The organism is Shimia aestuarii (assembly GCF_022814865.1).
GTDB lineage: Bacteria > Pseudomonadota > Alphaproteobacteria > Rhodobacterales > Rhodobacteraceae > Shimia > Shimia aestuarii_A.
This window is the reverse complement of record NZ_JAKVRD010000008.1, coordinates 25,900-48,771: the sequence shown is the minus strand read 5'-3', so window position 1 is coordinate 48,771 and position 22,872 is coordinate 25,900. Positions and strand designations below refer to the sequence as shown.

At 61.8% G+C, this 22,872-nt stretch carries 22 protein-coding genes; 15 read left to right on the top strand and 7 right to left on the bottom strand.

What is annotated here, in order from left to right:
- Positions 1-26 precede the first annotated feature (26 nt).
- Positions 27-1,241 (bottom strand): multidrug effflux MFS transporter, encoded by a 1,215-nt coding sequence (locus MK745_RS09975; protein ID WP_243613146.1) that lies wholly within the window; start codon positions 1,239-1,241, stop codon positions 27-29.
- A 295-nt stretch (positions 1,242-1,536) separates the two neighbouring features.
- Here MK745_RS09975 and MK745_RS09970 point away from each other — a divergent pair, with 295 nt between their 5' ends.
- From MK745_RS09970 to MK745_RS09940, 7 genes are all read left to right on the top strand, one after another.
- Positions 1,537-3,069, top strand: a complete 1,533-nt coding sequence (locus tag MK745_RS09970) for an acyl-CoA carboxylase subunit beta (protein ID WP_243613145.1) — start codon at positions 1,537-1,539, stop codon at positions 3,067-3,069.
- Positions 3,070-3,143: 74 nt separating this feature from the next.
- Positions 3,144-3,500: a hypothetical protein gene (locus tag MK745_RS09965; protein ID WP_243613144.1), complete on the top strand. Its 357-nt coding sequence runs from the start codon at positions 3,144-3,146 to the stop codon at positions 3,498-3,500.
- Positions 3,501-3,504: 4 nt separating this feature from the next.
- Positions 3,505-3,903 carry a DUF6497 family protein gene (locus MK745_RS09960; protein WP_243613143.1) on the top strand — a complete coding sequence of 133 codons (399 nt, stop codon included), beginning with the start codon at positions 3,505-3,507 and terminating at the stop codon, positions 3,901-3,903.
- Positions 3,904-4,117: 214 nt separating this feature from the next.
- Positions 4,118-4,264, top strand: a complete 147-nt coding sequence (locus MK745_RS09955) for a hypothetical protein (RefSeq protein WP_243613142.1) — start codon at positions 4,118-4,120, stop codon at positions 4,262-4,264.
- 72 nt (positions 4,265-4,336) lie between these two features.
- Positions 4,337-4,696, top strand: a complete 360-nt coding sequence (locus tag MK745_RS09950) for a hypothetical protein (RefSeq protein ID WP_243613141.1) — start codon at positions 4,337-4,339, stop codon at positions 4,694-4,696.
- 349 nt (positions 4,697-5,045) lie between these two features.
- On the top strand, positions 5,046-5,255 hold the full coding sequence (locus tag MK745_RS09945) for a hypothetical protein (protein WP_243613140.1): 210 nt from the start codon (positions 5,046-5,048) through the stop codon (positions 5,253-5,255).
- A gap of 134 nt (positions 5,256-5,389) precedes the next feature.
- Complete coding sequence (locus MK745_RS09940; RefSeq protein ID WP_243613139.1) at positions 5,390-7,435, top strand: acetyl-CoA carboxylase biotin carboxylase subunit; 2,046 nt, start codon at positions 5,390-5,392, stop codon at positions 7,433-7,435.
- Positions 7,436-7,540: 105 nt separating this feature from the next.
- Here the strand turns inward: MK745_RS09940 and MK745_RS09935 are convergent, their stop codons facing one another.
- Positions 7,541-7,993: a DUF4174 domain-containing protein gene (locus tag MK745_RS09935; RefSeq protein WP_243613138.1), complete on the bottom strand. Its 453-nt coding sequence runs from the start codon at positions 7,991-7,993 to the stop codon at positions 7,541-7,543.
- Between the two features lie 81 nt (positions 7,994-8,074).
- Here MK745_RS09935 and scpA point away from each other — a divergent pair, with 81 nt between their 5' ends.
- Positions 8,075-10,225, top strand: a complete 2,151-nt coding sequence (gene scpA / locus MK745_RS09930; protein WP_279391782.1) for a methylmalonyl-CoA mutase — start codon at positions 8,075-8,077, stop codon at positions 10,223-10,225.
- Positions 10,226-10,310: 85 nt separating this feature from the next.
- Here the strand turns inward: scpA and nhaA are convergent, their stop codons facing one another.
- Complete coding sequence (gene nhaA / locus MK745_RS09925; RefSeq protein ID WP_243613136.1) at positions 10,311-11,486, bottom strand: Na+/H+ antiporter NhaA; 1,176 nt, start codon at positions 11,484-11,486, stop codon at positions 10,311-10,313.
- An 83-nt stretch (positions 11,487-11,569) separates the two neighbouring features.
- Here nhaA and MK745_RS09920 point away from each other — a divergent pair, with 83 nt between their 5' ends.
- The 5 genes from MK745_RS09920 (at position 11,570) to MK745_RS09900 (ending at position 14,861) form a co-directional block, all read left to right on the top strand.
- Positions 11,570-12,175, top strand: coding sequence for a VOC family protein (locus MK745_RS09920; protein ID WP_243613135.1), 606 nt, complete (start codon positions 11,570-11,572; stop codon positions 12,173-12,175).
- Complete coding sequence (locus MK745_RS09915; RefSeq protein WP_243613134.1) at positions 12,172-12,651, top strand: GNAT family N-acetyltransferase; 480 nt, start codon at positions 12,172-12,174, stop codon at positions 12,649-12,651. The genes MK745_RS09920 and MK745_RS09915 overlap by 4 nt, the downstream gene beginning before the upstream one ends.
- 66 nt (positions 12,652-12,717) lie before the next feature.
- Positions 12,718-13,401 (top strand): molecular chaperone DjiA, encoded by a 684-nt coding sequence (locus tag MK745_RS09910; RefSeq protein ID WP_243613133.1) that lies wholly within the window; start codon positions 12,718-12,720, stop codon positions 13,399-13,401.
- Positions 13,401-14,426, top strand: a complete 1,026-nt coding sequence (locus MK745_RS09905; RefSeq protein WP_243613132.1) for an endonuclease/exonuclease/phosphatase family protein — start codon at positions 13,401-13,403, stop codon at positions 14,424-14,426. The genes MK745_RS09910 and MK745_RS09905 overlap by 1 nt, the downstream gene beginning before the upstream one ends.
- A gap of 39 nt (positions 14,427-14,465) precedes the next feature.
- Positions 14,466-14,861 (top strand): hypothetical protein, encoded by a 396-nt coding sequence (locus MK745_RS09900; protein WP_243613131.1) that lies wholly within the window; start codon positions 14,466-14,468, stop codon positions 14,859-14,861.
- Here MK745_RS09900 and ppx read toward each other — a convergent pair.
- From ppx to MK745_RS09880, 4 genes are all read right to left on the bottom strand, one after another.
- Positions 14,858-16,399: an exopolyphosphatase gene (ppx, locus tag MK745_RS09895; RefSeq protein ID WP_243613130.1), complete on the bottom strand. Its 1,542-nt coding sequence runs from the start codon at positions 16,397-16,399 to the stop codon at positions 14,858-14,860. The genes MK745_RS09900 and ppx overlap by 4 nt on opposite strands.
- A gap of 91 nt (positions 16,400-16,490) precedes the next feature.
- On the bottom strand, positions 16,491-18,665 hold the full coding sequence (locus MK745_RS09890; RefSeq protein WP_243613129.1) for an RNA degradosome polyphosphate kinase: 2,175 nt from the start codon (positions 18,663-18,665) through the stop codon (positions 16,491-16,493).
- Positions 18,666-18,720: 55 nt separating this feature from the next.
- A complete protein-coding gene (locus MK745_RS09885) occupies positions 18,721-19,419 on the bottom strand; it encodes an HdaA/DnaA family protein (RefSeq protein ID WP_243613128.1) in 699 nt (232 codons plus the stop codon).
- 2 nt (positions 19,420-19,421) lie between these two features.
- Positions 19,422-20,495 carry an AI-2E family transporter gene (locus MK745_RS09880; RefSeq protein ID WP_243613127.1) on the bottom strand — a complete coding sequence of 358 codons (1,074 nt, stop codon included), beginning with the start codon at positions 20,493-20,495 and terminating at the stop codon, positions 19,422-19,424.
- A gap of 188 nt (positions 20,496-20,683) precedes the next feature.
- Between MK745_RS09880 and proS the strand changes: the two genes are divergently transcribed.
- Both proS and MK745_RS09870 read left to right on the top strand, forming a co-directional pair.
- Positions 20,684-22,036 (top strand): proline--tRNA ligase, encoded by a 1,353-nt coding sequence (gene proS / locus MK745_RS09875; protein WP_243613126.1) that lies wholly within the window; start codon positions 20,684-20,686, stop codon positions 22,034-22,036.
- Between the two features lie 151 nt (positions 22,037-22,187).
- The gene (locus MK745_RS09870; RefSeq protein WP_243613125.1) at positions 22,188-22,814 is read left to right on the top strand and encodes a GDSL-type esterase/lipase family protein; all 627 of its coding nucleotides are present in this window, start codon (positions 22,188-22,190) and stop codon (positions 22,812-22,814) included.
- Positions 22,815-22,872 lie beyond the last annotated feature (58 nt).

Below are 22,872 nucleotides of genomic sequence, written 5' to 3'. Positions count from 1 at the left end.
CTGCGCGTCAGCCCCCTGATTTCGCCTCAGATGTGGAGGCGGCGAGAGCGGCGGATCACGAGATGGATCGCGATGATCGCACCGATGGCCGTGATGAGCATCAGGCCGAGGAGGGGGTAGGCCCCGGTTTCCGGCGACAAGAGCGCGCCTGCGAGGGCCGAAAGCCCCGCGCCGCCGCCAAGCATGATCGCGCCCGATAGGCCCGACGCCGTCCCGGCAAGGTGCGGACGCACCGAAAGCGCGCCAGAGGTGGCGTTGGGGATCGACATGCCGTTGCCGAGGCCGACAAGCGTCATCAGGCCGAAAAAGCTCTCGGCTGAGCCAAGACCGACGGCAAAGAGGAGGAGCGACAAGGCAATGCCGATAAAATTGATATAGCAGCCCCATTTGACCATGGTGTCGACGCCGATCCGTGCCGAATAGCGGCCTGAGAGGAAGTTGCCGAAGAAATAGCCAAGCGCGGGCGCACCGAAGTAAAATCCCATCATCGTGGGGTTCATGCCGAAAAGCTCGGTCGCGACGAAGGGCGCACCACCGAGATACGAGAAGAACGCCCCCGAGGAGAAGCCGCAGGAGAGCGCATAGCCCCAAAAGCGCGGGCTCTTGAGGAGTTCGGGGTATTCGCGGAATTGGCGGCCAAGGGAGAGGCCGCTCTTGCGCCCGGTTTCCCCAAGGTCTTTCCATGTCAGGAACAGGACCAGCGCGCCGACGATAAACAAAAGCCAGAAATTGGCGCGCCAATCAAAGAACCCCTCGAGGACGCCGCCAATCACAGGTCCGAACATCGGCACCACGGCCATGCCCATCGTGACATAGCCGATCATCGCCGCCGCTTCGTCCTGGGGAAAGATGTCGCGCACCACGGCCCGGCCAAGCACCATCGCGGCGACCACGGTCGCCTGGGCCATGCGGAAGGCGAGGAAAATCTCAGCGGTCGGGGCGTAGATACAGCCGATCGTCGCCACGAGGAACAGCGACAGACCCCAGAGCACCACGGGGCGCCGCCCGAATTTGTCCGCGATCGGGCCGACGAGGATTTGCAGGAAGGCGTTCACCGCGAGGTAAAGCGCCACCGAAAGCTGCATGATGTGATAGTCCGTGTTGAACCATTCCGTCATCGCCGGCAGCGATGGCAGGAAGATGTTCATGCAAAGCGCGGAAATCCCGGTGAGCAGGATCAGCGTGCTGATATGGGGCGGTGTGGCGCGGTCGAGGTATCGCGACTCGGGGCGATCAGTCATGTCTTCTGACCTAGGTCAGACAGTTGACTTATGCAACCTTTTCCCAGCGTCTCGCGGAAAGGTGACGGGACGTCCTCTGCGCGATATTGTGGAAAGTGGCCATCCTGCCTATGACGAGGACGCGTGTTCTCCCTCTCGAGGGGCATGGATTGATTGGGCGTCTATGCCCGGCGTGAACTTAGCAAGTTTGCAATATTCACCGTCTGTATTTTCTGTGATTTGCAAATTTGCCGGATTCTTCTTTGTGTCTGGGCCAAGACCTCTTAGTGTCGCGACAAATTCAAGGGGACCTATGATGAAAGATATTCTTCAGCAGTTGGAAGAACGCCGCGACACCGCGCGTCTTGGCGGTGGCCAGAAACGGATCGACAGTCAGCATGGCCGGGGCAAGCTCACGGCGCGCGAACGCATCGAGCTTCTGCTCGACGAGGACTCCTTTGAAGAGTTCGACATGTTCAAGACCCATCGCTGCACCGATTTCGGCATGGAAAAACAACAACCCTATGGCGATGGTGTCGTGACCGGTTGGGGCACGATCAATGGCCGTATGGTCTATGTCTTCAGCCAGGACTTTACCGTGTTTGGCGGCTCGCTCTCGGAAACCCACGCCGAGAAGATCTGTAAGATCATGGATATGGCGGTGCAGAATGGCGCGCCGGTCATCGGCATCAACGACTCGGGCGGTGCGCGTATCCAAGAGGGCGTGGCCTCGCTTGCCGGCTATGCCGATGTGTTCCAGCGCAACATCATGGCCTCTGGTGTCGTGCCGCAGATCTCTGTGATCATGGGCCCCTGTGCGGGCGGCGCGGTCTATTCCCCGGCGATGACCGACTTCATCTTCATGGTGAAAGACACGTCCTATATGTTCGTGACCGGCCCTGACGTTGTGAAAACCGTGACCAACGAACACGTGACCGCAGAAGAGCTTGGCGGAGCCTCGACCCACACCAAGAAATCCTCGGTCGCGGATGGTGCGTTCGACAATGATGTCGAAGCCCTCGCCGAAGTGCGCCGCCTTGTTGACTTCCTGCCGCTCAACAACCGCGAAAAGCCGCCGGTGCGCCCCTTCTTCGATGAGCCGGGCCGCATCGAGGACAGCCTGGATACGCTGATCCCGGAAAACCCGAACACGCCCTATGACATGAAAGAGCTCATCACCAAAGTGGCGGATGAGGGCGATTTCTACGAGATTCAGGAAGACTACGCCAAGAACATCATCACCGGCTTCATCCGCCTCGAAGGTCAGACCGTGGGCGTCGTCGCCAACCAGCCGATGGTGCTTGCAGGCTGTCTCGACATCGACTCGAGCCGCAAGGCGGCGCGTTTCGTGCGTTTCTGCGACTGTTTCGAAATCCCGATCCTCACCCTCGTGGACGTGCCGGGCTTCCTGCCGGGGACGAGCCAGGAATATGGCGGCGTCATCAAGCACGGTGCGAAACTGCTCTTTGCCTATGGTGAAGCGACCGTGCCGAAAGTGACCGTCATCACCCGCAAGGCCTATGGTGGTGCCTATGACGTGATGGCGTCGAAGCATCTGCGCGGCGACTTCAACTATGCCTGGCCGACCGCCGAGATCGCCGTGATGGGCGCCAAGGGCGCAACCGAGATCATCCACCGTGCCGACCTTGGCGACGAAGAGAAGATCGCGGCGCATACCAAGGATTACGAAGATCGCTTTGCCAATCCTTTCGTGGCCGCCGAGCGGGGCTTTATCGACGAGGTGATCCAGCCGCGTTCGACCCGCCGCCGCGTGTCGCGCGCCTTTGCGAGCCTGCGCAACAAGAAGCTCACCAACCCGTGGAAGAAACACGACAACATCCCGCTCTGATCGCTTCTTCTCTGTAACAAATACTCCCGCCGGAGGCATGAAATCTGCTCCCGGCGGGACGTAAGGAGACCGGCTTGGCCCGAAATGACTGGCATATCTTGCGTGACGACACGCGCCTGACGTTGGCGCGTCAGGTGCCTGTGCGCTTTGACGTGAGCGCCGAGACGGTGCTGCCCGATGGCAGCCGTCTGGCGATCGCGCGGCAAGTGCGTCAGGATCTCTGGCGCCGCTTGCAGGGGCAGCGCGGCTTTTCGCCGGTGATTGAGGTCACCCGCGAGGGAGATCGCTGCCACGTGCGGGCTGGGGGGCGGATCGAGGGGCGCTTTGCCAAGGCGCGTCTGGAGGCCGAGATTGCCGATCTTTTGGCCGAGCCCAAGACCCGTGCCCGTTGGAGCGCTCATGCGGCGCATCGCGAGGTGCGCCATGGGTAGGCTCTTGCAGATTTTGAACATTGCCGCGTTTGGAGGGACCCTTGCGGGCGCGGCCATGGCCGGGGCTGAGGAGACCCCGGCCGTGCCCTCCGGCTATCACCTCTACCTGCAACAGAGCTTCTTTGAGACCCGCACTGACCAGAGCCGCGTGCTGCGCCTGCGCTATGTGATGCCCGCGATCGCCGAGGTGCCGCTTGGGTATGGCGCGGTAGAGGCGGATTTCCCCTATCTCTGTGCGTCCGTGGCGGTTCCGGTGCTGTCTGCGAATGACGAAACCGTCGTGCAGGTGATCATCTCTCTGGCCGATCAGGAGACGCCTTTCGGCGAGCCCGCCCCCGAAGCAACCCAGTATTTCGAGGCGTTTCGCGTCGAAAACGGGGCCTGTATCTGGGAGGGTTTCTGATGGCACCACTATATCTTGCGGCCTGTGCCGATGGGGGCGCGGCAAATGCGTCTTTCCGGCCACAACACTTCAACGGTGACGTCTATCTCTATATTTTTACGTCTGAATCCTCTATTCTGCGCCTCGGTTACACCCAAGTGACCTCGTATAAGAAACTGGGGCAGGCAGGGTCAAAAGACCTTGTTCAAACAAAGACAGAAAACTGGAGTAAGACATGTCGAACAGCTTCAAAGCACTCCTCGCGCTTGGCCTCGTGGCCTTTGTCGCAGCCTGCGCGGACACCGCGCCGGTCGAAGAATACGTCGTGGTCGATCCCGAGCCCATCTCGGAAGAGCCGGTCTACACCGGCAAGTGGAAATAATCCCACACTGACCTCTTGGCGGGCCGTTCGGCCCGCCGATTCCCGTTCCCTTCCGTCACGAAAGGGTGCGGTATGCTAAAACATCGTGGCTTTCCCAGCAGACTTCCGGGCACGGATTTTCAATTCACCATCCGCCGCGCCAACCCGCGTGGTGTGACGGAGATCGTGCGCCGGGAACGCTATCGCGACCGCCGTCCCGCCGATAAGCGCGCCGATGTCGGCTTTCTCAAGGCGCTTTGGGAACAGTTCGGCGATGCGCCTTTCGAGCGCGGCAACCTTGATGCCGGGCGCATCAGCTGGCTTTTCGAGCGCGAAGTTGTGGCGGCGGAAGAGCCTTTTGATCCGGCCAGTTACGACGCGCTTTTGCAGATTGACGTGGAAGTTGCGCGCGCGTCTTTCCCCGAGGTGTTTGACGGGGAGGATTGGGCATGAATTCGCCGATGACCCGTCCTGCTGCGCAGAAAGCGGCCTATTTCCGGGATTTGTCACAGGGGGTGGTTGCGGGAACGCATTCGGCCACCCAAGTTGGTGTCATGGCAGACGGGCTGACCAGGGCCTCTGCTTGTAACAGTATTCGTTACCCTTCCCCTTCCGGGTGGTCCGCTCGCGTTCCCTGCGGATCACCCGTTTTTCTTTCCGATCTGTGTTTTTCGTTTGAGACCAACCCGTTACGCAAGCGAAAGCTTGCCGATACCGGGCGGGGTCTTGCGAAAGGCCTTTCTTTCCCGCGTCGGAGGGTTCTAAATCCGAATGTAGCAGTACATTCGAGAGGAAAAGACCAATGCGTAGAACTTCGATTGCGGTCCTTGCAGGCTTCGCGGCGCTCTCGCTCGCGGCATGCGGGGACACGATGGGCGAACAGGCCCTCTATGGTGCAGGCACCGGCGCGGCCGCTTCGGCCATTCTTGACGGGAACCTTGTCACCGGCGCTGTCATCGGGGCTGGGGCAAACGTGCTTTATTGCCGCGAAAACCCGAGCAAGTGCGACTAATCTGAATTCCTCGGCGCGTTTCGGCGCGCTGACCACCGAGACCAAGCCATCGGCGCCTTTGGGCCGCCGGTGGCTTTTTTGTTGCCAGATGCCTGCCGCGATCCCGGCAGGCCAAGAACCAGAAGGGACATGACATGTTCGACAAGATCCTGATTGCCAACCGGGGCGAAATCGCCTGCCGAGTGATCAAGACCGCCCGCAAGATGGGCATCAAGACCGTCGCGATCTACTCCGATGCCGACAAGCAGGCGTTGCATGTGCAGATGGCGGACGAGGCGGTGCATATCGGCCCGCCCCCGGCGAACCAGTCCTACATCGTGATCGACAATGTCATGGCAGCGATCAAGGAAACCGGCGCGCAGGCGGTGCATCCGGGCTATGGCTTCCTGTCGGAGAACTCGAAATTCGCTGAGGCGCTCGAGGCTGCTGGCGTGGCCTTTGTCGGCCCGCCGAAAGGCGCGATTGAGGCAATGGGCGACAAGATCACCTCGAAGAAGATCGCACAGGACGCCGACGTGTCGACCGTGCCGGGCTATATGGGCCTGATTGAGGATGCCGAGGAAGCGGTGAAGATCTCTAACGAGATCGGCTATCCGGTGATGATCAAGGCCTCGGCTGGCGGCGGCGGCAAGGGCATGCGCATCGCATGGAACGATGACGAGGCACGCGAGGGCTTTCAGTCGTCCAAGAACGAGGCCGCGAATTCCTTTGGGGATGATCGGATCTTTATCGAGAAGTTCGTGACGCAACCGCGCCACATCGAAATTCAGGTGCTCTGCGACGCGCATGGCAACGGCGTCTATCTTGGCGAGCGCGAATGCTCGATCCAGCGCCGCAACCAGAAAGTCGTCGAAGAGGCGCCGTCGCCGTTCCTTGACGAGGCAACCCGCAAGGCCATGGGCGAACAGGCCGTGGCGCTTGCCAAGGCCGTGGGCTATGCCAGCGCGGGCACCGTGGAGTTCATTGTTGATGGCAACAAGAACTTCTACTTCCTCGAGATGAACACCCGCCTTCAGGTGGAACACCCTGTGACCGAACTCATCACCGGGGTCGACCTTGTGGAGCAGATGATCCGCGTCGCCGCGGGCGAGCCGCTCACCATCACGCAAGACGATGTAAAGCTGACTGGTTGGGCGATTGAAAACCGTCTTTATGCCGAAGACCCGTATCGCAACTTCCTGCCCTCGATTGGTCGCCTGACGCGCTATCGTCCGCCGGCGGAAATCGCGGCTGGCCCGATGCTCGTCAATGACAAGTGGCAGGGCGACGCGCCGAAGGGCGACGTGGCCGTGCGCAACGATACCGGCGTCTACGAGGGCGGCGAGATCTCGATGTATTACGACCCGATGATCGCCAAGCTCTGCACATGGGCTCCGACTCGTGAAGAGGCGATCGAGGCGATGCGTATCGCGCTCGACAGTTTCGAGGTCGAAGGCATCGGTCACAACCTGCCGTTCCTGAGCGCGGTGATGGATCACCCGATTTTCATTTCCGGCGACATGACCACCGCCTTTATCGAAGAGCAGTACCCGGACGGTTTCCAGGGCGTCGCGCTTGGCGAGAAGGACCTGCGTCGCGTGGCAGCGGCGGCGGCGGCAATGCACCGTGTGGCGGAGATCCGTCGCACCCGCGTGTCGGGCCGCATGGACAACCACGAGCGCCGCGTCGGCACCGATTGGGTCGTGACGCTGCAGGATCATTCCTTCCCGGTCACCATCGCGGCGGATCATGACGGCTCGACCGTGACGTTTGATGATGGCGCGGTGATGCGTGTTGCGTCGGATTGGACGCCGGGCGACCAACTTGCCGAGATTGATCTCGATGGCACGCCGCTGGTGCTCAAGGTTGGTAAGGTTTCGGGCGGCTTCCGCCTGCGTACTCGGGGCGCGGACCTCAAGGTGCATGTGCGCACCCCGCGTCAGGCCGAGCTGGCCGAGCTGATGCCGGAGAAACTGCCGCCGGATACGTCCAAGATGCTGCTCTGCCCGATGCCGGGCCTCGTCGTGAAACTCGACGTTGAGGTGGGTGATGAAGTGCAGGAAGGCCAGGCCCTTTGCACCATCGAGGCGATGAAGATGGAGAACATCCTGCGCGCCGAGAAGAAGGCCGTTGTCACCAAGATCAACGCGGGCGCTGGCGATAGTCTCGCGGTGGACGACGTGATCATGGAGTTCGAATAAACCATGACGATGGCGCAGCCATACCACGGACTGCTTTCGCTCGGGGCCATGCCCCGCGCGACGTGGCCGGGCTGCGCCCAGATCACGGTGGGGCGCCTTTCGCACCTAGCGGATCGGATCGGCGCGGCGGTCTTTGATTTCCTGCTGGCGCAACGGCATCTTGTCGATGGAACGAGAGATCTCGCGCACGTCCCAAGGAAAGGGTTTGCGCAGGTAGATCGTGCCGTCCTTGCCGATCAGCACCATCATGAATCCACGCGGGCGCAGCCGTTCGCGCAGGGCGGACTCGGACTTGGGGTCGGTATCGGTCAAGACGATCACATCGCGTTCGCGCAGCGCTTCGGGTCGCTCTTCAAGAAGATCGATCTGCTGGATGTACCGGGGGTCGTTGGGGCTGTCGGCAAAGACGACGACGGTGCGTTTCAACCAATGGAACGCATCAATCTCGATCTCTGTGCCGTCCACGAAGAGCGGATCAGCCTCGGGCTCGCCCGCCTCTTCCGCCGCAAGGGCGGGGCCGGTGAGAAACGCAATCAAAACAAGTGCCAAGCGGCGCATCTGGAACCCTCCTGTCGGGTTCAATATAGGTCGCAGCAAGGCAATTCATAGAGCTAACATGGTCGGAACGCAGATTGCGGTCTGACAAGCAAAGAGGACTGGAACATGACCAAGAAAGACGAGTGGTCGGCACTGGCGGAGAAGGAGCTTCGCGGGCGCCCGCTTGAAGACCTGAACTGGAACACGCTCGAAGGTATCACGGTCAAGCCGCTTTACACCGAAGAGGATACCAAGGATCTGCCGCATATGGGCAGCCTGCCGGGGTTCGGTCCCTTCACCCGTGGCCCCAAGGCGACGATGTATGCGGGTCGTCCCTGGACCATCCGCCAATACGCGGGCTTCTCCACCGCGGAGGAATCCAACGCGTTCTACCGCCGCAATCTCGCGGCAGGACAGCAGGGCGTCTCGGTCGCCTTCGACCTTGCAACGCACCGGGGCTATGACTCGGACCATCCGCGCGTTGTCGGCGACGTGGGCAAGGCCGGTGTGGCCATCGACTCGGTCGAGGATATGAAAGTCCTGTTTGACGGTATCCCGCTCGACAAGGTTTCGGTCTCGATGACGATGAACGGCGCGGTGATCCCGATCCTCGCCAACTTTATCGTCACCGGCGAAGAGCAGGGCCATGACAAATCGCTTCTGGCAGGGACCATTCAGAACGACATCCTGAAGGAGTTCATGGTCCGCAACACCTATATCTACCCGCCGGAACCGTCGATGAAGATCATCTCGGACATCATCGAGTATACCTCGAACGAGATGCCGAAATTCAACTCGATCTCGATCTCCGGCTATCACATGCAGGAAGCGGGCGCGAACCTCGTGCAGGAGCTGGCCTATACGCTGGCCGATGGGCGCGAATACGTGCGCGCGGCGATGGATGCGGGCATGGATGTCGACAAGTTCGCAGGCCGTCTGTCGTTCTTCTTTGCCATCGGTATGAACTTCTTCATGGAAGCGGCCAAGCTGCGCGCGGCGCGCACGCTCTGGCATCGCGTGATGACTGAGTTCGGCGCCAAGAGCGAACGCTCCAAGATGCTGCGCACCCACTGTCAGACCTCGGGCGTGAGCCTGCAGGAGCAAGACCCCTATAACAACGTGATCCGCACCGCCTATGAGGCGCTTTCGGCGGTCCTTGGTGGCACCCAGTCGCTGCATACCAACGCGCTTGACGAAGCCATCGCGCTGCCGACCGACTTCTCGGCCCGCATCGCGCGCAACACCCAGCTTGTCCTTCAGGAAGAGACCGGCGTGACCAATGTCGTCGATCCGCTGGCGGGATCTTACTATGTCGAGAGCCTCACCAACGAGCTGATCGAGAAGGCGTGGGAGTTGATGCAAGAGGTCGAGGAGATGGGCGGTATGACCAAGGCCGTGGCCTCTGGCATGCCGAAGCTGCGGATCGAGGAATCCGCCGCGACCCGTCAGGCGATGATCGACAAGGGCGACGAGGTGATCGTCGGGGTCAACAAGTACCGCAAGGACAAGGAAGACCCGATCGACATTCTCGACGTGGACAACGTGGCCGTGCGCGAAAGCCAGATCGCCCGCCTCGAGAAGATGCGTGCGACACGCGACACCGATGCCTGCGAGGCGGCTCTGAACGAGCTGACCCGCCGGGCGAAAGAGGGGGGCAACCTGCTCGAGGCGGCCGTGGAGGCGGCGCGTGCACGGGCTTCTGTTGGGGAAATCAGCATGGCTATGGAAAAGGAATTCGGCCGTCACCGCGCCGAGGTCAAGACGCTGGCCGGGGTCTATGGCGCCGCCTATGAGGGCGACGAGGGCTTTGCCGCGATCCAGAAATCGGTTGAAGATTTTGCCGAGGCCGAAGGCCGTCGTCCGCGGATGTTGGTGGTGAAAATGGGGCAGGACGGCCATGACCGCGGCGCCAAGGTCATCGCCACGGCCTTTGCCGATATCGGCTTTGACGTGGACGTGGGCCCGCTGTTCCAGACGCCTGATGAGGCGGCGCAGGACGCGGTTGACAACGACGTGCACGTGATCGGCATTTCCTCGCAGGCGGCGGGCCACAAGACCCTCGCGCCGCAGCTTATCCAAGCGCTCAAGGAGCGTGAGGCTGAGGATATCCTCGTGATCTGTGGTGGCGTGATCCCGCAGCAGGATTACGACTTCCTGATGAAGGCGGGGGTGAAGGCGATCTTTGGCCCCGGCACCAATATCCCGGAAGCGGCTCAGGACATTCTGCGCCTGATCCGCGAAGCCCGCGCCTGACGCAAAGGGCGGGGGGCTGGCTGCCCCCCACGTCGCGAGTATATTTACAGAGAAGAAGAGGCGGCCCCCGTGGGGGCCGTTTTTCCTATTCGGCAGCCACCGGTTCTTCCTGCGGTGCGGTGACGAGCAGGAAATAGCCCAGCAGCCCCGAGATCAGCGAGCCGGTCAGGACGCCGAGGCGGGTCTCGTTCATCAGGGCGGGGGCGGCATAACTCAGCCCGCCGATAAAGAGCGACATGGTAAAGCCGATCCCGGCAAGGCAGGCGATGGCGTAGATATGGCGCCACGTTGCCCCGTGCGGCAGGCGCGCAAGGCCCATCTTCACCAAGAGCCATGTAAAGCCGAAGACGCCGACCTGTTTGCCGATCACGAGACCGAGGATGATGCCGAGCGTGAGCGGGTCGGTGAAGGCCGAGAGCGACAGATCCGAAAGCACCACGCCGGCGTTGGCAAAGGCAAAGACCGGTACGATGAAGAAATAGACATAGGGCGTCAGGCCGTGCTCGATCGAGTGCAGCGGGGATTTGCCCCAACGGTCATAGAGCGGGATGAAGAAGGCGGTGACCACACCGGCGAGCGTCGCGTGGACACCGGATTTCAGCACCAAGACCCAAAGCACCGTGCCAAGCAGGATGAAGGGCGCGATGCGGTGGATCTTCATCTGGTTCAACACGAAGAGCGCCGCCAGCGGCGCCAGCGCCATGACGAGGAAATGCACTTTGAGGTTGGCGGTATAGAACAGGGCGATGATGAGGATCGCGCCGATATCGTCGAGGATCGCCAGCGTTAGCAGGAAGACCTTGAGAGAGGTCGGGGCGCGGGCCCCCACGAGAGCAAGGATACCAAGGGCAAAGGCGATGTCCGTTGCCGCCGGAATGGCCCAGCCTGAGAGGGTCTCGGGGCTGTTCCAGTTGAGCGCGGCAAAGATGATGGCGGGAAAGGCCATGCCGCCCACGGCGGCGGCGCCGGGAAGGAGCACATCGCGCGGGTTCTTGAGCTTGCCTTCCAGAAGTTCGCGTTTGAGTTCAAGGCCGATCAGGAAGAAGAACACCGCCATAAGCCCGTCATTGATCCAAAGGATCATCGGCTTCTCGATCCCCTTGCCGTTCATCGACACTTCGCCGATGGTTTCGAGGATAAAGTTGTAGGCAGGCGCAAAGCCGGAGTTGGCGATCAGCATGGCGGCCACCGTAGCCAGCATCAGCATGATGCCCCCGGCAGCTTCATGTTTGAAAAAGCGGTCTATAGCGGCGATGATCATCTGTATCCCTGAGTCAAATTGTCGTTCTATGACAGATGGGGTGATTTGGCGTCAGGACAATACCAAAAAGTGGGGAAACGCGCATGTTATTGGATCATTTGGCCGTCGCTGGCGAGACGCTCAAGGCGGCGGTTGCACATGTGGAAGAGGCGCTTGGCGTGGAAATGGGGCCGGGTGGGAAGCATGCGCATTTCGGAACGCACAACCGTCTGATCGGTCTTGAGGCGGGGCTGTATCTTGAGGCGATCGCCATTGATCCCTCGGCAAGTCCGCTCTCCTATCGGCGTTGGTTCGCGCTGGACGATTTTCACGGCGCGCCGCGGATCGGCAATTGGATCTGTCGCGTGGACGACCTTGAGGCCAGCCTCAAGAGCCTACCGGAGGGGGCGGGCAGGCCCGTGGACCTTGCGCGCGGCGACCTGCGCTGGCGCATGGCGGTGCCGCCGGACGGACGCTTGCCTTGCGGCGGGGCGTTTCCGGCGCTGATCCAGTGGCAGGTCGAGACGCTTCCGGGCGATACCCTGCCGGGCAAGGGCATCCGCCTTGCGCGGTTCGAGATCGCCCATCCCGAAGCGCGTTGGCTGCGCGATGTGGTGCCGCTTGCGGATGCGCGGGTGATCTTCACGGAAGGCGCAGCAGAGATGCGCGCAACGTTTGAGACCCCGCATGGCGAACGGGTGCTCAGATGATGGTTCGGAGCGCGCGGGCGGGCGATGTGGCGGCAATGGCGGCGATCTGGAACCCGATCATCCGCGATACGGCCATCACCTTCACAACGGAGGAAAAGACCGCTGCCGGGCTTGAGGCGATGATTGCCGCGCCCGAGGGCCGATGGCTCGTTGCAGAGGAGGACGGTGTCGTTCTTGGTTTCGCGGGCTATGGCGCGTTTCGCGGTGGGCCGGGCTATGCCCATGCGCGCGAACATACCATCCTCCTTGGTGAGGGCGCGCGCGGGCGCGGGGTTGGGCGGGCGCTCATGCGGGCGCTGGAGGCTGAGGCGCGCGATGCGGGCATCCACGTGCTTGTCGCCGGGATCAGCGCCGAGAACCCCGGCGCAGTCGCCTTTCACGCGGCCCTTGGCTTTGCAGAGGTCGGGCGGATGCCGGAGGTCGGGCAGAAGTTCGACCGTTGGATGGCGCTTGTCTTGATGCAGAAAATCCTCTGATGCGCCATTTTGCCAGTGCAGCATTTCGCGCCTGACTTTCCTGCTTTGCCACGATAGGCTTGGCCCATGTCGATCTGGACCCGCATATCCGACGCGCTGGCCGCCCTGACCAAGGGCGAGGGGCTGACGGCTGTTTTTGACCGACTGAAAGCACCGCCGGAACGCTCGGTCGCCTTTGCCATTGCGGTGGTGGCGCTTGGGGCGAAGATGGCCAAGGCGGACGGCCTTGTGACGCGGGATGAGGTGACGGCCTTTCGCGAGGTGTTCCGCATCGCGCCCGAGGATGAGGCCGGCGCGGCGCGTGTCTTCAACCTCGCCCGTCAGGACGTGGCGGGATTCGAAGAATACGCCATGCGCATCAAGGGCCTCTTCGGGCAGGAGAACGAGAGCTACTGCGATCTCATGGAAGGGCTTTTCCATATCGCGATGGCGGATGGCGAATATCACGAGAACGAGGATCGGTTCTTGTGGCGGGTGGCCGAGATATTCGGCATGAGCGAGGCGGAATTCGCCTCGATGCGGGCGCGGCTCGTGCCGGATGCAGAGCCGGACCCCTACACGATCCTTGGCGTGACACCGACGACGCCGATCCCGGAGATTCGCAAGGCCTGGCGCGCGCAGGTGCGCGAGACCCATCCCGACCGCATGATCGCGCGCGGCGTGCCGGAAGAGGCGGTGCAGATGGCCGAAACCCGGCTCATCGCGCTCAACCGCGCCTGGGAGGCGATCAACGAAAAGGCCGAGGCCTGATGCGGATCGCGACCTACAACGTCGAATGGTTCACCAACCTCTTTGACGAGCAAGGTCATCTATTGATGGACGATGGGTGGTCAGGGCGCCAAGACGTCACGCGGGCGCAGCAGATCGAGGCGCTTGGCATTGTGTTCACGGCGCTTGACGCCGACGCGATCATGGTCATCGAAGCACCGGATGAGAACGGCAAACGTTCGACTGTGGCAGCGCTCGAGACTTTTGCCGCCGCCTTTGGCTTGCGAGCGAAGAAAGCGCTTCTTGGGTTTCGCAACGACACCCAGCAGGAGATCGCGCTTCTTTACGATCCCGAGGCCGTCACGGCGCGGCATGACCCGCTCGGGCCCGAGACTGGCAAGAAGGGCGCCGAGGATGCGCCGCGCTTTGACGGGGTGTTCCGGATCGACCTTGATATCGACGCGACCGAGGACATGGTGCGGTTCTCCAAGCCGCCTTTGGAGGTCGCGCTCGAGACTGCGAAAGGCACGGAGCTGCGCCTCATCGGCGCGCATCTCAAGTCCAAGGCGCCGCATGGTGCGCGCGGGCGCGACGAAGTCATGCGCATGTCGATCGCCAACCGGCGCAAGCAGTTGGCGCAGGCGATCTGGCTTCGGCGTCGGGTCGAGGGGCATTTGGCGGCAGGGGATGCGTTGATCGTTCTGGGCGATCTCAACGATGGTCCGGGATTGGATGAATACGAGCATCTCTTCGGGCGTTCCTCGGTCGAGATCATCATGGGCAATGGGGCTGAACCTTGCCTTTACGACCCTCATGCCCGCGAAGCCCTTGGGAGCCGGATCGGCGCGGCGGCGACCACCTCGCGCTTCTACCTTGCCAACGAGAAACGCTATCTTCAGGCGTTGCTGGACTATGTGATGATTTCGCAGGACTTGCGCGGTCACGATCCGCAATGGCGTATCTGGCACCCGTTCAACGATGTCGATTGCTGGTCCGTGCCAGACTTGCGCGCAGCCCTGCTTGCGGCGTCGGATCATTTCCCCGTGACGCTTGATATTGATATCTGACCCTTGAAAACAGGGGCATCGCGCCCCCAAATATATGCCATGAAACCCATCGTGATCGCCTTTTCCCTTGCTCTGACTGCGTTGCCCGTCGCTGCGCAGGAGGACGCCGCGCCCGAAGCTGAGGCCCCAAGCGAGGGGTTTTCGCTCATGGAAGAGGGGGCAAAGCTCTTCCTCAAGGGGCTTCAGAGCCAGATGGAACCAGCCCTTGATGGGGTCGAGGATTTCGCCTCAAAGGTTGGCCCGGCGTTCGGCTCTTTCCTGAAGGAAATGGGGCCCGCGCTTTCGGAGATGGCTGGCAAGGTCGAGGATTGGAGCGTCTATGAGGCGCCGGAGATGTTGCCCAATGGCGATATCATTCTGCGCCGCAAGCCGGAGATCACGCCGGAAGAGACGCCAGAGGTCGAACTTGACGAAGACGGGTCGACAGAGCTTTAGCGCTTGATCTTGACGATCGGCGTCGCCTCGAGTGCGGCGGCGAGCGAGGCAAATCGCGCCTCGGCAACTTCTCCGAAGAGTGCTTCCGAGCCTTGTGGCAGGTGCAACTCCAACTCGCCCTTTTTCGGACGCCACTTGAGATTGCCAAGGTCGGCGGAGGGGTCCATCCAGAGCATCGCGCCAAAGCGCATCGCCTTGCCTAGGACTTCGGCCTTCTTTTGGGTCTTCTCGTCGATCAGGTCATAGAGGCCCTCGAACCGTGTCCCCTCGCGCTTGTTGCGGTAGCGGTGCAGCAGGGCGAGACCAAGGAAGACGCGTTCGGAATGGCGCAGACCGCCGAGATTGGCGCGGGTGGCGTTGTCGAAACAGACCTCGGCGCGGTAATCGGGATGCGCCCGCCAGCTTACGTCATGCAACAGGCACGCCGCCCGCACGAGGCGCAGCGTATCGTGGCGGGCCGAGTTAAAGAGCGGGCGGATGAAGTAGTAGAGCTGCCGTCCGAAACCGGGCAGGCGTGCGTCCTTATCCTCGGCAAAGCGGCAGGCCTCGATCAGCGGATCGCGGGCGCGCAGCGGGTCGGGCATCTGTTCGTAGAGCATGCCTTCGCGGATACCGTAGGAACTGACCGCGATGTCATGTGGCTTGAACTGGCGCACCACGGCTTTGAGCACGTCGATCGCGTAAGGCACGAGGGCCATGCGGTTCGACGATACGCCACAGCGCGTGCGCAGCTCTTCGGGATCATGCGCGGCGATGTATTTCGCGGTGGCGTTGATCGCCTTGGCGCTCATCCGATATTCGTGCAGCACGTGCAAGGGATAGCCGCGCCGCTCCATGTCGATGCGCGCGATGGCGCGCCATGAACCGCCGACGAGGAACAGGCGGTTGCGCTGGCTGCCCATCGTGTCCTCGAGCTGGGCGAGCGTCTCTTTGATAAAGGCCTTGCGCCCCTTTTTACCGCCCTTGATTTCCTTGAGCTTGAGGGGGCCAAGGGGAGAGGTAACGCGCTTGCCGACCTCGCCATCGTTGATCTCTGCAAGCTCCATGGACGAGCCGCCAATATCACAGACAAGCCCATAGGAGCCGGGCCAGCCGAGAAGCACCCCCTGCGCCGAGAGGCGGGCTTCTTCCTGGCCGTCGATCACGTGAATCTTGAGGCCGGTCTCGCGCAGCACTTCGGCGCAAAAATCCTGCCCATCCTCGGCTTCGCGCACGGCGGCGGTTGCGACGGCAGTCAGCTCACCATGACAAATCTGGCTTGCAAGGGCCTGAAACCGTCGGATCGCCGAGAGGGCGCGCGCGCGGCCTTCGGGGTTGAGCCGTCCGGTCTCCGACAGCCCCGCACCCAGGGCGCACATGATCTTTTCGTTGTAGAAATAGGCCGGGCTTCGTGCGGCACCATCAAACACCACGAGGCGGACAGAGTTTGACCCGACATCGACAACCCCGACCCGGCTCAGGGCGCGGGAGGAGGGATCCTTGAACAGGGGCCGACCGAAGACGCCCCAATCCTGTGCTGCGTCGATATCGCCGTCCATGATTCCCCCGGTTCGTCTCGGGCCAGTTTATCCGCCCCGGCCCGGTGCAGGTCAACCATGCAAGGCAGCGTTTTCGCGAAAGAAAACGCTCTTAGTCCTCGGTATGCGTCAGTTTCGGAACGTCCGACGCGCCCGCCGAACCGCGGCCTGAAAGCGACGGATACTCCATAAAGAAGCGGTGGCAGGAAAAGGCGAACTCGCCCTCGGGGATCTCGGCGCGCTGGAAATGACCATCCGGTTTCATGACCCAGCTCTGTGCCACGTCGGCAAGGTTCGCGGCCATGATCTGGCTCACGATCTGGGCCTTCACGGTGGCGTTGTTGATTTCGACAAGTGTCTCCACCCGGCGGTTGAGGTTGCGCCCCATCCAGTCGGCTGACGAGATGAACACCCGTGCTTTCTTGGACGGCAGCCCGGCGCCATTGCCGAAACAGACGATGCGCGAATGTTCGAGGAACCGGCCGACCACGGATTTGACCCGGATGTTCTCGGACAGCCCTTTGACACCGGGACGCAATCCGCAGATGCCGCGGATCACCAAAGAGATTTTCACCCCCGCCTGGCTTGCCCGATAAAGCGCGTCGATGACCTCGGCGTCGATCAGGGCGTTCATCTTGGCCCAGACTTCCGCAGGTTTGCCCGCCTTTGCGTGTTCGATCTCGCGGTCGATCATCTCGATCAGGCGCGGTTTGAGCGAATGGGGCGAAATCGCAAGGTTTTCAAGCTTCTCGGGTTTTACGTAGCCAGAGAGATAGTTGAACACCTTGGTTGCGTCGCGGCCGAGTTCGGGATCACAGGTAAAGAGGCTGAGGTCCGTGTAAATCTTCGCGGTGATCGGGTGATAGTTGCCGGTGCCGTAATGGGTATAGGTCACGAGGTTGTCGCCCTCGCGGCGCACCACGGTTGATATCTTGGCGTGGGTCTTCCAGTCGGTGAACCCATAGACCACATGCGCGCCGGCGCGTTCAAGGCGGCGGGACTGGCGAATGTTGGCGGCCTCGTCGAAGCGGGCCTTGAGTTCCACAAGCGCGGTCACGGATTTGCCGTCTTCCGCCGCCTCGCAAAGCGCCTCGACGATGGGAGAATTCTTCGAGGTGCGATAAAGCGTCTGCTTGATCGCCACCACGTTGGGATCGCGCGCTGCCTGTTGCAGGAAGCGCACCACCATGTCGAAGGTCTCATAGGGATGATGCAGGAGCATGTCCTTCTGGCGGATCGCGGCGAACATGTCGCCGTCGAAATCCTGCACCCGCTCAGGCACGCGCGGGATGAAGGACGGCCACAAAAGGTCCGGGCGCTCGTCCACGACAAGTTCCTTGAGGTCTGCAAGGCCGATCATGCCGTCGATCTCGACGACCTCGTCCTCGGTCACGTGCAGCTCTTCCATGATGAGCGATTTGAGCGCGTCGGGCGCGTCGGTCGAGATTTTCATCCGCACCACTTCGCCGCGACGGCGACGTTTGAGTGCCACCTCGAATTCGCGCACGAGGTCTTCGGCCTCATCCTCAACCTCGAGATCGCTATCGCGCAGCACGCGGAACGAACAATGCCCCTTGGCCTTGTAGCCGGGGAACAGGCTATCGAGATGCAGAAGCAGCAGTTCTTCAAGCGGCAACGCCCGCGTCACCCCATCGGGCGAGGGCAAAAAGATGAAGCGATCAATCTGATGCGGGATCGGCAAGAGCGCCTTGAGTGTGCCCTTGTCCTTGTTCCGCTCAAGCTGCAGCGCAAGGGAATAGCCGGTGTTGGGGATAAAGGGGAACGGGTGCGCCGGGTCGATGGCCAGCGGCGACAGCACCGGAAACACCTTGTTGAGGAAGGTATCGGCAAGGAACTCCCGGTCCTCGGGCTCAATCGCCTTGTGGTCGAGGATATGGATATTCTCCGCTTCCATCTCGGCGCGCAGGGACCGGAACATGCGCTGCTGCGATTGCAGGAGGTTGCGGGCGTCCTCGTTGATGAGGATAAGTTGCTCGGCGGGCGTCAATCCGTCCTGGGCCGGGGTGGTGTTGTTCTCGCGCACAAGCTCGCGCAGGCCGGCGACGCGGACGGTATAGAACTCGTCAAGGTTGGTGGCCGAGATGGAGAGGAAGCGCAGCCGTTCCAGAAGCGGCACGCGCATATGCTCCGATTCCTCCAGCACACGCCAGTTGAAACCAAGCCAGCTCAGCTCGCGATTGTAGAAGCGGCTTGGGCCCTCGGGATCAATCTCGGGGATATCAACAGCGGCGGGGAAGTCGGATTTCAGAAAGTCAGCTTGTGTCATGGCGTTGATATCGCATCGTCAGGTAACGGAGAAATGACACTATCTGCCTGTTTTTTCAGGAAGTCCAGCCGGGCAGGGGCGGGTTCTCGGAGTGCTCGAAGACCCGCCGGGCGAGGGCACGGGTGAGCGGGCGTTGTTCGCTGAGAGAGAGCGCATCAAGGCGCTCGACAATCTGGCGCGCGGCGTCAAAAGAGCGGTCCATGCGTCCGACAAGATAGGGGATCACATCCGTGTGCGGCGTCAGTTGCCGGTCGCTGAAAAGCTTGGCGAGGACCACGGCCAGAAGCGTATCATCCGGTTCTTCAAGGGTGGCCACTGTGGTGCCCTGCATCCGGCTCTTGAGATCAGGGAGCGTCAGCCCCCAATGCGCCGGATCGCCATGCCCGCTAAGCAGAAGGCTATGGCCCTCAGCAAGCACAAGGTTGTGCAGGTGAAACAGCGCGGTCTGCGCCTCTGGGTCATCGGCGATTTCCGGCACGTCCTCGACGGCGACAGGCCCGCCAGCAAGGGCCGGGATATCGGCCTCTGCCAGAGCCTGTGCGGCAAGGATCGTCGCGCCGGACCGCGCGGCCCAAACATGGGTCAGGTGCGTTTTGCCTGCTCCGGCGGGGCCGGACAGGAGCAATTTCCCCCCCGGCCAGTTCGGCCAGCTTTCGACAAGACCAAGCGCCATGGCGTTGGCGGGGCTGACAAAGAAGTCGTCGCGCCCCAGCGCGGTGCGCACTGGAAGGGTGAGGTTTAACTGCTCGGGCATGTTCAGTCCTCAGACTCCGCCCTGCCGGAAAGGCCGGTATAGAGGCGAGACCCCTTGTAGTGACCAATGGCAAAGCGTGCGAGCACACCCATCGAGGCCGCCACAGGCACCGCGACGAGCATCCCGACAAAGCCGAAAAGCGCCCCGAAGACCGAAAGCGCAAGGATGAGCCAGACCGGGTGCAACCCCACGGACGATCCGACGAGGTTCGGGGTCAGGATATTGCCCTCGACCACCTGCCCAAGGATGAAGATCCCCGCGACAAGGCCAAGCGAGACCCAATCGCCCCAGAACTGAAACAGGCCGAGGCCGATGGCCAGTGCGCCACCAAGGATCGCGCCGACGTAGGGAATAAAGGTAATCAGCCCCGCAAAGGCCCCGACGACGAGGCCGAATTGCAGCCCCACCAGCATCAGCGCGATGGCGTAGTAGGTGCCAAGCACAAGGCAGACCGTGCCCATGCCGCGAATGAAAGAGGCGAGCGTGGTGTCGATCTCCCCCGCAAGCTTGCGGATGGTCGGGGCATGATCGCGGGGCAGGAGGTTGTCGACCTGCGCCACCATGTTGTCCCAGTCCATCAAGAGGTAAAAGGCCACAACCGGCACGATCACCAAGAGCAACACGATATTCAGAAGCGAAAGCGCCGAGCTCAGCACGCCTTGCAGAAGCGCGCCGCCGCGTTCCTGCACCGCTTGGCCGACCTTCATCAGCGTCTCACGCGCTGCCGATCCTTCACGCAGGAGATCCGGGAAGCGTTCATTGAGGAAGCTCTGGAGGTCGCGGGCAATATCGGGGGCGATATTGAACAGGGTCACAAGCTGTTGGATCAAGGTCGGAATGACAGCCAGGGCAAGGACGACAAAGATCACCAGCGCGACAAGCGTGATCACCACGGTTGCCATCACCCGGCTAAGCCCCATCGTCTCGAGACGGTCGGCCACCGGGTCGAGGAAATAGGCAATCGCGCCGCCAAGGATAAACGGCAGCATGATGTCGCCAAGATACCAGAGTGCGAGGCCGAAGACGGCCAGTGCAACACCCCAGTATTTCATCTGGTCGCGGATCGGTAGCGCCATGGCCCCCTCTTTGTCGCTTGTTCTTCCACATTGCCCACCGCGCGCGCCAGTTCAAGAGGGCAGGGAAATTATATCGTCCCCCGGCGAAGATGCGCGCACCCCCGCGTTGCGGCTCTGCACCCTTGTGCGGGCGCGTGCAAAGCCATAAACGGAGGACGAAACCCAAGTTTAACGCCGATGGAGCCGACATGCGCCTCTCCCGCTACTTCCTGCCCGTTCTGAAAGAGACGCCTTCCGAGGCGCAGATCGTGAGCCACCGCTACATGCTGCGCGCGGGCATGATCAAACAGCAATCCGCCGGGATTTATTCCTGGCTGCCGCTCGGCTTCAAGGTGCTGCGCAAGATCGAGAATATCGTCCACGAGGAACAAATCCGTGCGGGCCATATTCCGATCCAGATGCCGATCCTTCAGGGCGCGGACCTGTGGCGCGAATCCGGGCGCTATGACGACTATGGACAGGAAATGCTGCGGATGCAGGACCGGCACGGCCGCGACATGCTCTATACGCCGACCGCCGAAGAGATGGTGACGGATATCTTCCGCGCGCATGTCTCCTCCTACAAGGATCTGCCGCTGACCCTCTATCAGATCCAGTGGAAATTCCGCGACGAGATCCGCCCGCGTTTCGGCGTCATGCGGGGCCGCGAGTTCTACATGAAGGACGGCTATAACTTTGACCTTTCCAAGGAAGACGCGCTGCACGCCTATAACCGTCACCTCGTGAGCTACCTGCGCACCTACGAGCGCATGGGCCTTCAGGCGATCCCGATGCGCGCCGATAGTGGCCCGATCGGCGGCGACGATACGCATGAGTTCCTCGTTCTGGCCGAAACCGGCGAGTCGGAAGTGTTCTATGACAGCGCCGTGACCGACCTGACCTTTGGCGACCGCGAGATCGACTATGACGACGTGGCGCAGTGTCAGGGCGTTCTTGAAGAGTTCACCTCGAAATACGCCCGCACCGACGAAACCCATGACGAAGCCCTGTTCAACCAAGTGCCCGAAGAGCGCCGCCGGGTGGCGCGCGGTATCGAGGTCGGTCAGATTTTCTATTTCGGCACCAAGTATTCCGAAGCCATGGGCGCTACCGTGCAGGACAAGGACGGCAATAAGGTTCCGGTCCACATGGGCAGCCACGGTATTGGCGTGTCGCGTCTCCTCGGCGCGATCATCGAGGCCAGCCATGACGACAAGGGCATCATCTGGCCTGAGGGCGTGACGCCGTTCCATTGCGGTATCGTCAACCTCAAGCAAGGCGATGACGAGGCCGATGCGGCCTGTGACGCGCTTTACAAGTCGCTGACCGCGCTGGGCCTCGAGCCGCTTTATGATGACCGCAAGGAACGTGCCGGGGCGAAATTCGCCACCATGGACCTGATCGGCCTGCCGTGGCGGATCACTGTCGGTCCGCGCGGCCTCAAGAACGGTGTGGTTGAGCTCACCTGCCGACGCACTGGTGAGAGCGAAGAACTGCCGCCCGAACAGGCGGTTGCGAAGCTTGCCGGGATTTACGAATCCCACATGGTGCGCGGTCTCTGATCTGCGGTTCTGATCGGCGCGCCTTGCAGGCGCACAGGTTTTCTCGTCAGCCCCCCCTGATCGGGGGCGCTGCCTGCGCAGTCTTGCCTCCGGCGGGAGTATTTGTGCAAAGGTGAAGACAGGGACGCGCACATCAGTTCGGGAGGCAGATATGAAAACGGTTTTTTGTTTCGGTGATAGCCTGACCTGGGGGTCTTGCCCACAGACCGGTGGGCGGCACGGACACGCGGATCGTTGGCCTGTGGCGCTTGGCGAGACGCTTGTCGGGGTGGAGATCATCGCCGAGGGCTTGCGCGGGCGCAGCACGGTTTATGACCGCCCCACGGCACCGGCGGATATGAATGGTGGGCGCATCCTGCCTGTGCTGCTCCATAGCCACGCGCCGGTGGACCTCGTGGTGATCATGCTCGGGATCAATGATCTTTGCGAAGGTTGGGATGTGTCGCATGTGCGTGACGGGTTGATGCGCTTGGTCGAGATCGTGCGGCACCATCCCTGGCGTCTGCCAGAGACCGATGTGCCCGATATCCTGCTCGTCTCGCCACCGCCGATGACGCCCTGTTGGGATGCGGATGTGACGGCGCAGAAAGTCTCTCGGTCCGAAGCGCTCGCCGCGGCGATTGCGCCGCTGGCCGAGGCGATGGATGTGGGGTTCTTCGATGCGGCCAGCGTCGCGCGGGCAAGCACGGCGGATGGCTATCATCTCGAGGCGGCGGACAGCCGGGCCCTCGGCCTTGCCCTGCGCAATGTGGTAGCGGGGCGGTTGGGGCTTTCTTGACGCGCCCTGCGCCGCGGCCTAGGGTTCAGCGCAAGAAAAAGGCCGACTAGAGAGCCGG

Excerpts from the sequence above, each read along its gene's own strand:
- MK745_RS09915 (WP_243613134.1), top strand. The coding sequence starts at position 12,172 with ATGATGGTTCGGAGCGCGCGGGCGGGCGATGTGGCGGCAATGGCGGCG.
- MK745_RS09920 (WP_243613135.1), top strand. The coding sequence starts at position 11,570 with ATGTTATTGGATCATTTGGCCGTCGCTGGCGAGACGCTCAAGGCGGCG.
- ppx (WP_243613130.1), bottom strand. The coding sequence starts at position 16,399 with ATGGACGGCGATATCGACGCAGCACAGGATTGGGGCGTCTTCGGTCGG.
- MK745_RS09975 (WP_243613146.1), bottom strand. The coding sequence starts at position 1,241 with ATGACTGATCGCCCCGAGTCGCGATACCTCGACCGCGCCACACCGCCC.
- nhaA (WP_243613136.1), bottom strand. The coding sequence starts at position 11,486 with ATGATCATCGCCGCTATAGACCGCTTTTTCAAACATGAAGCTGCCGGG.
- MK745_RS09870 (WP_243613125.1), top strand. The coding sequence starts at position 22,188 with ATGAAAACGGTTTTTTGTTTCGGTGATAGCCTGACCTGGGGGTCTTGC.
- MK745_RS09940 (WP_243613139.1), top strand. The coding sequence starts at position 5,390 with ATGTTCGACAAGATCCTGATTGCCAACCGGGGCGAAATCGCCTGCCGA.
- MK745_RS09880 (WP_243613127.1), bottom strand. The coding sequence starts at position 20,495 with ATGGCGCTACCGATCCGCGACCAGATGAAATACTGGGGTGTTGCACTG.
- MK745_RS09950 (WP_243613141.1), top strand. The coding sequence starts at position 4,337 with ATGCTAAAACATCGTGGCTTTCCCAGCAGACTTCCGGGCACGGATTTT.
- MK745_RS09935 (WP_243613138.1), bottom strand. The coding sequence starts at position 7,993 with ATGCGCCGCTTGGCACTTGTTTTGATTGCGTTTCTCACCGGCCCCGCC.
- proS (WP_243613126.1), top strand. The coding sequence starts at position 20,684 with ATGCGCCTCTCCCGCTACTTCCTGCCCGTTCTGAAAGAGACGCCTTCC.
- MK745_RS09945 (WP_243613140.1), top strand. The coding sequence starts at position 5,046 with ATGCGTAGAACTTCGATTGCGGTCCTTGCAGGCTTCGCGGCGCTCTCG.
- MK745_RS09970 (WP_243613145.1), top strand. The coding sequence starts at position 1,537 with ATGAAAGATATTCTTCAGCAGTTGGAAGAACGCCGCGACACCGCGCGT.
- MK745_RS09910 (WP_243613133.1), top strand. The coding sequence starts at position 12,718 with ATGTCGATCTGGACCCGCATATCCGACGCGCTGGCCGCCCTGACCAAG.
- MK745_RS09885 (WP_243613128.1), bottom strand. The coding sequence starts at position 19,419 with ATGCCCGAGCAGTTAAACCTCACCCTTCCAGTGCGCACCGCGCTGGGG.
- MK745_RS09955 (WP_243613142.1), top strand. The coding sequence starts at position 4,118 with ATGTCGAACAGCTTCAAAGCACTCCTCGCGCTTGGCCTCGTGGCCTTT.
- MK745_RS09900 (WP_243613131.1), top strand. The coding sequence starts at position 14,466 with ATGAAACCCATCGTGATCGCCTTTTCCCTTGCTCTGACTGCGTTGCCC.
- MK745_RS09890 (WP_243613129.1), bottom strand. The coding sequence starts at position 18,665 with ATGACACAAGCTGACTTTCTGAAATCCGACTTCCCCGCCGCTGTTGAT.
- MK745_RS09905 (WP_243613132.1), top strand. The coding sequence starts at position 13,401 with ATGCGGATCGCGACCTACAACGTCGAATGGTTCACCAACCTCTTTGAC.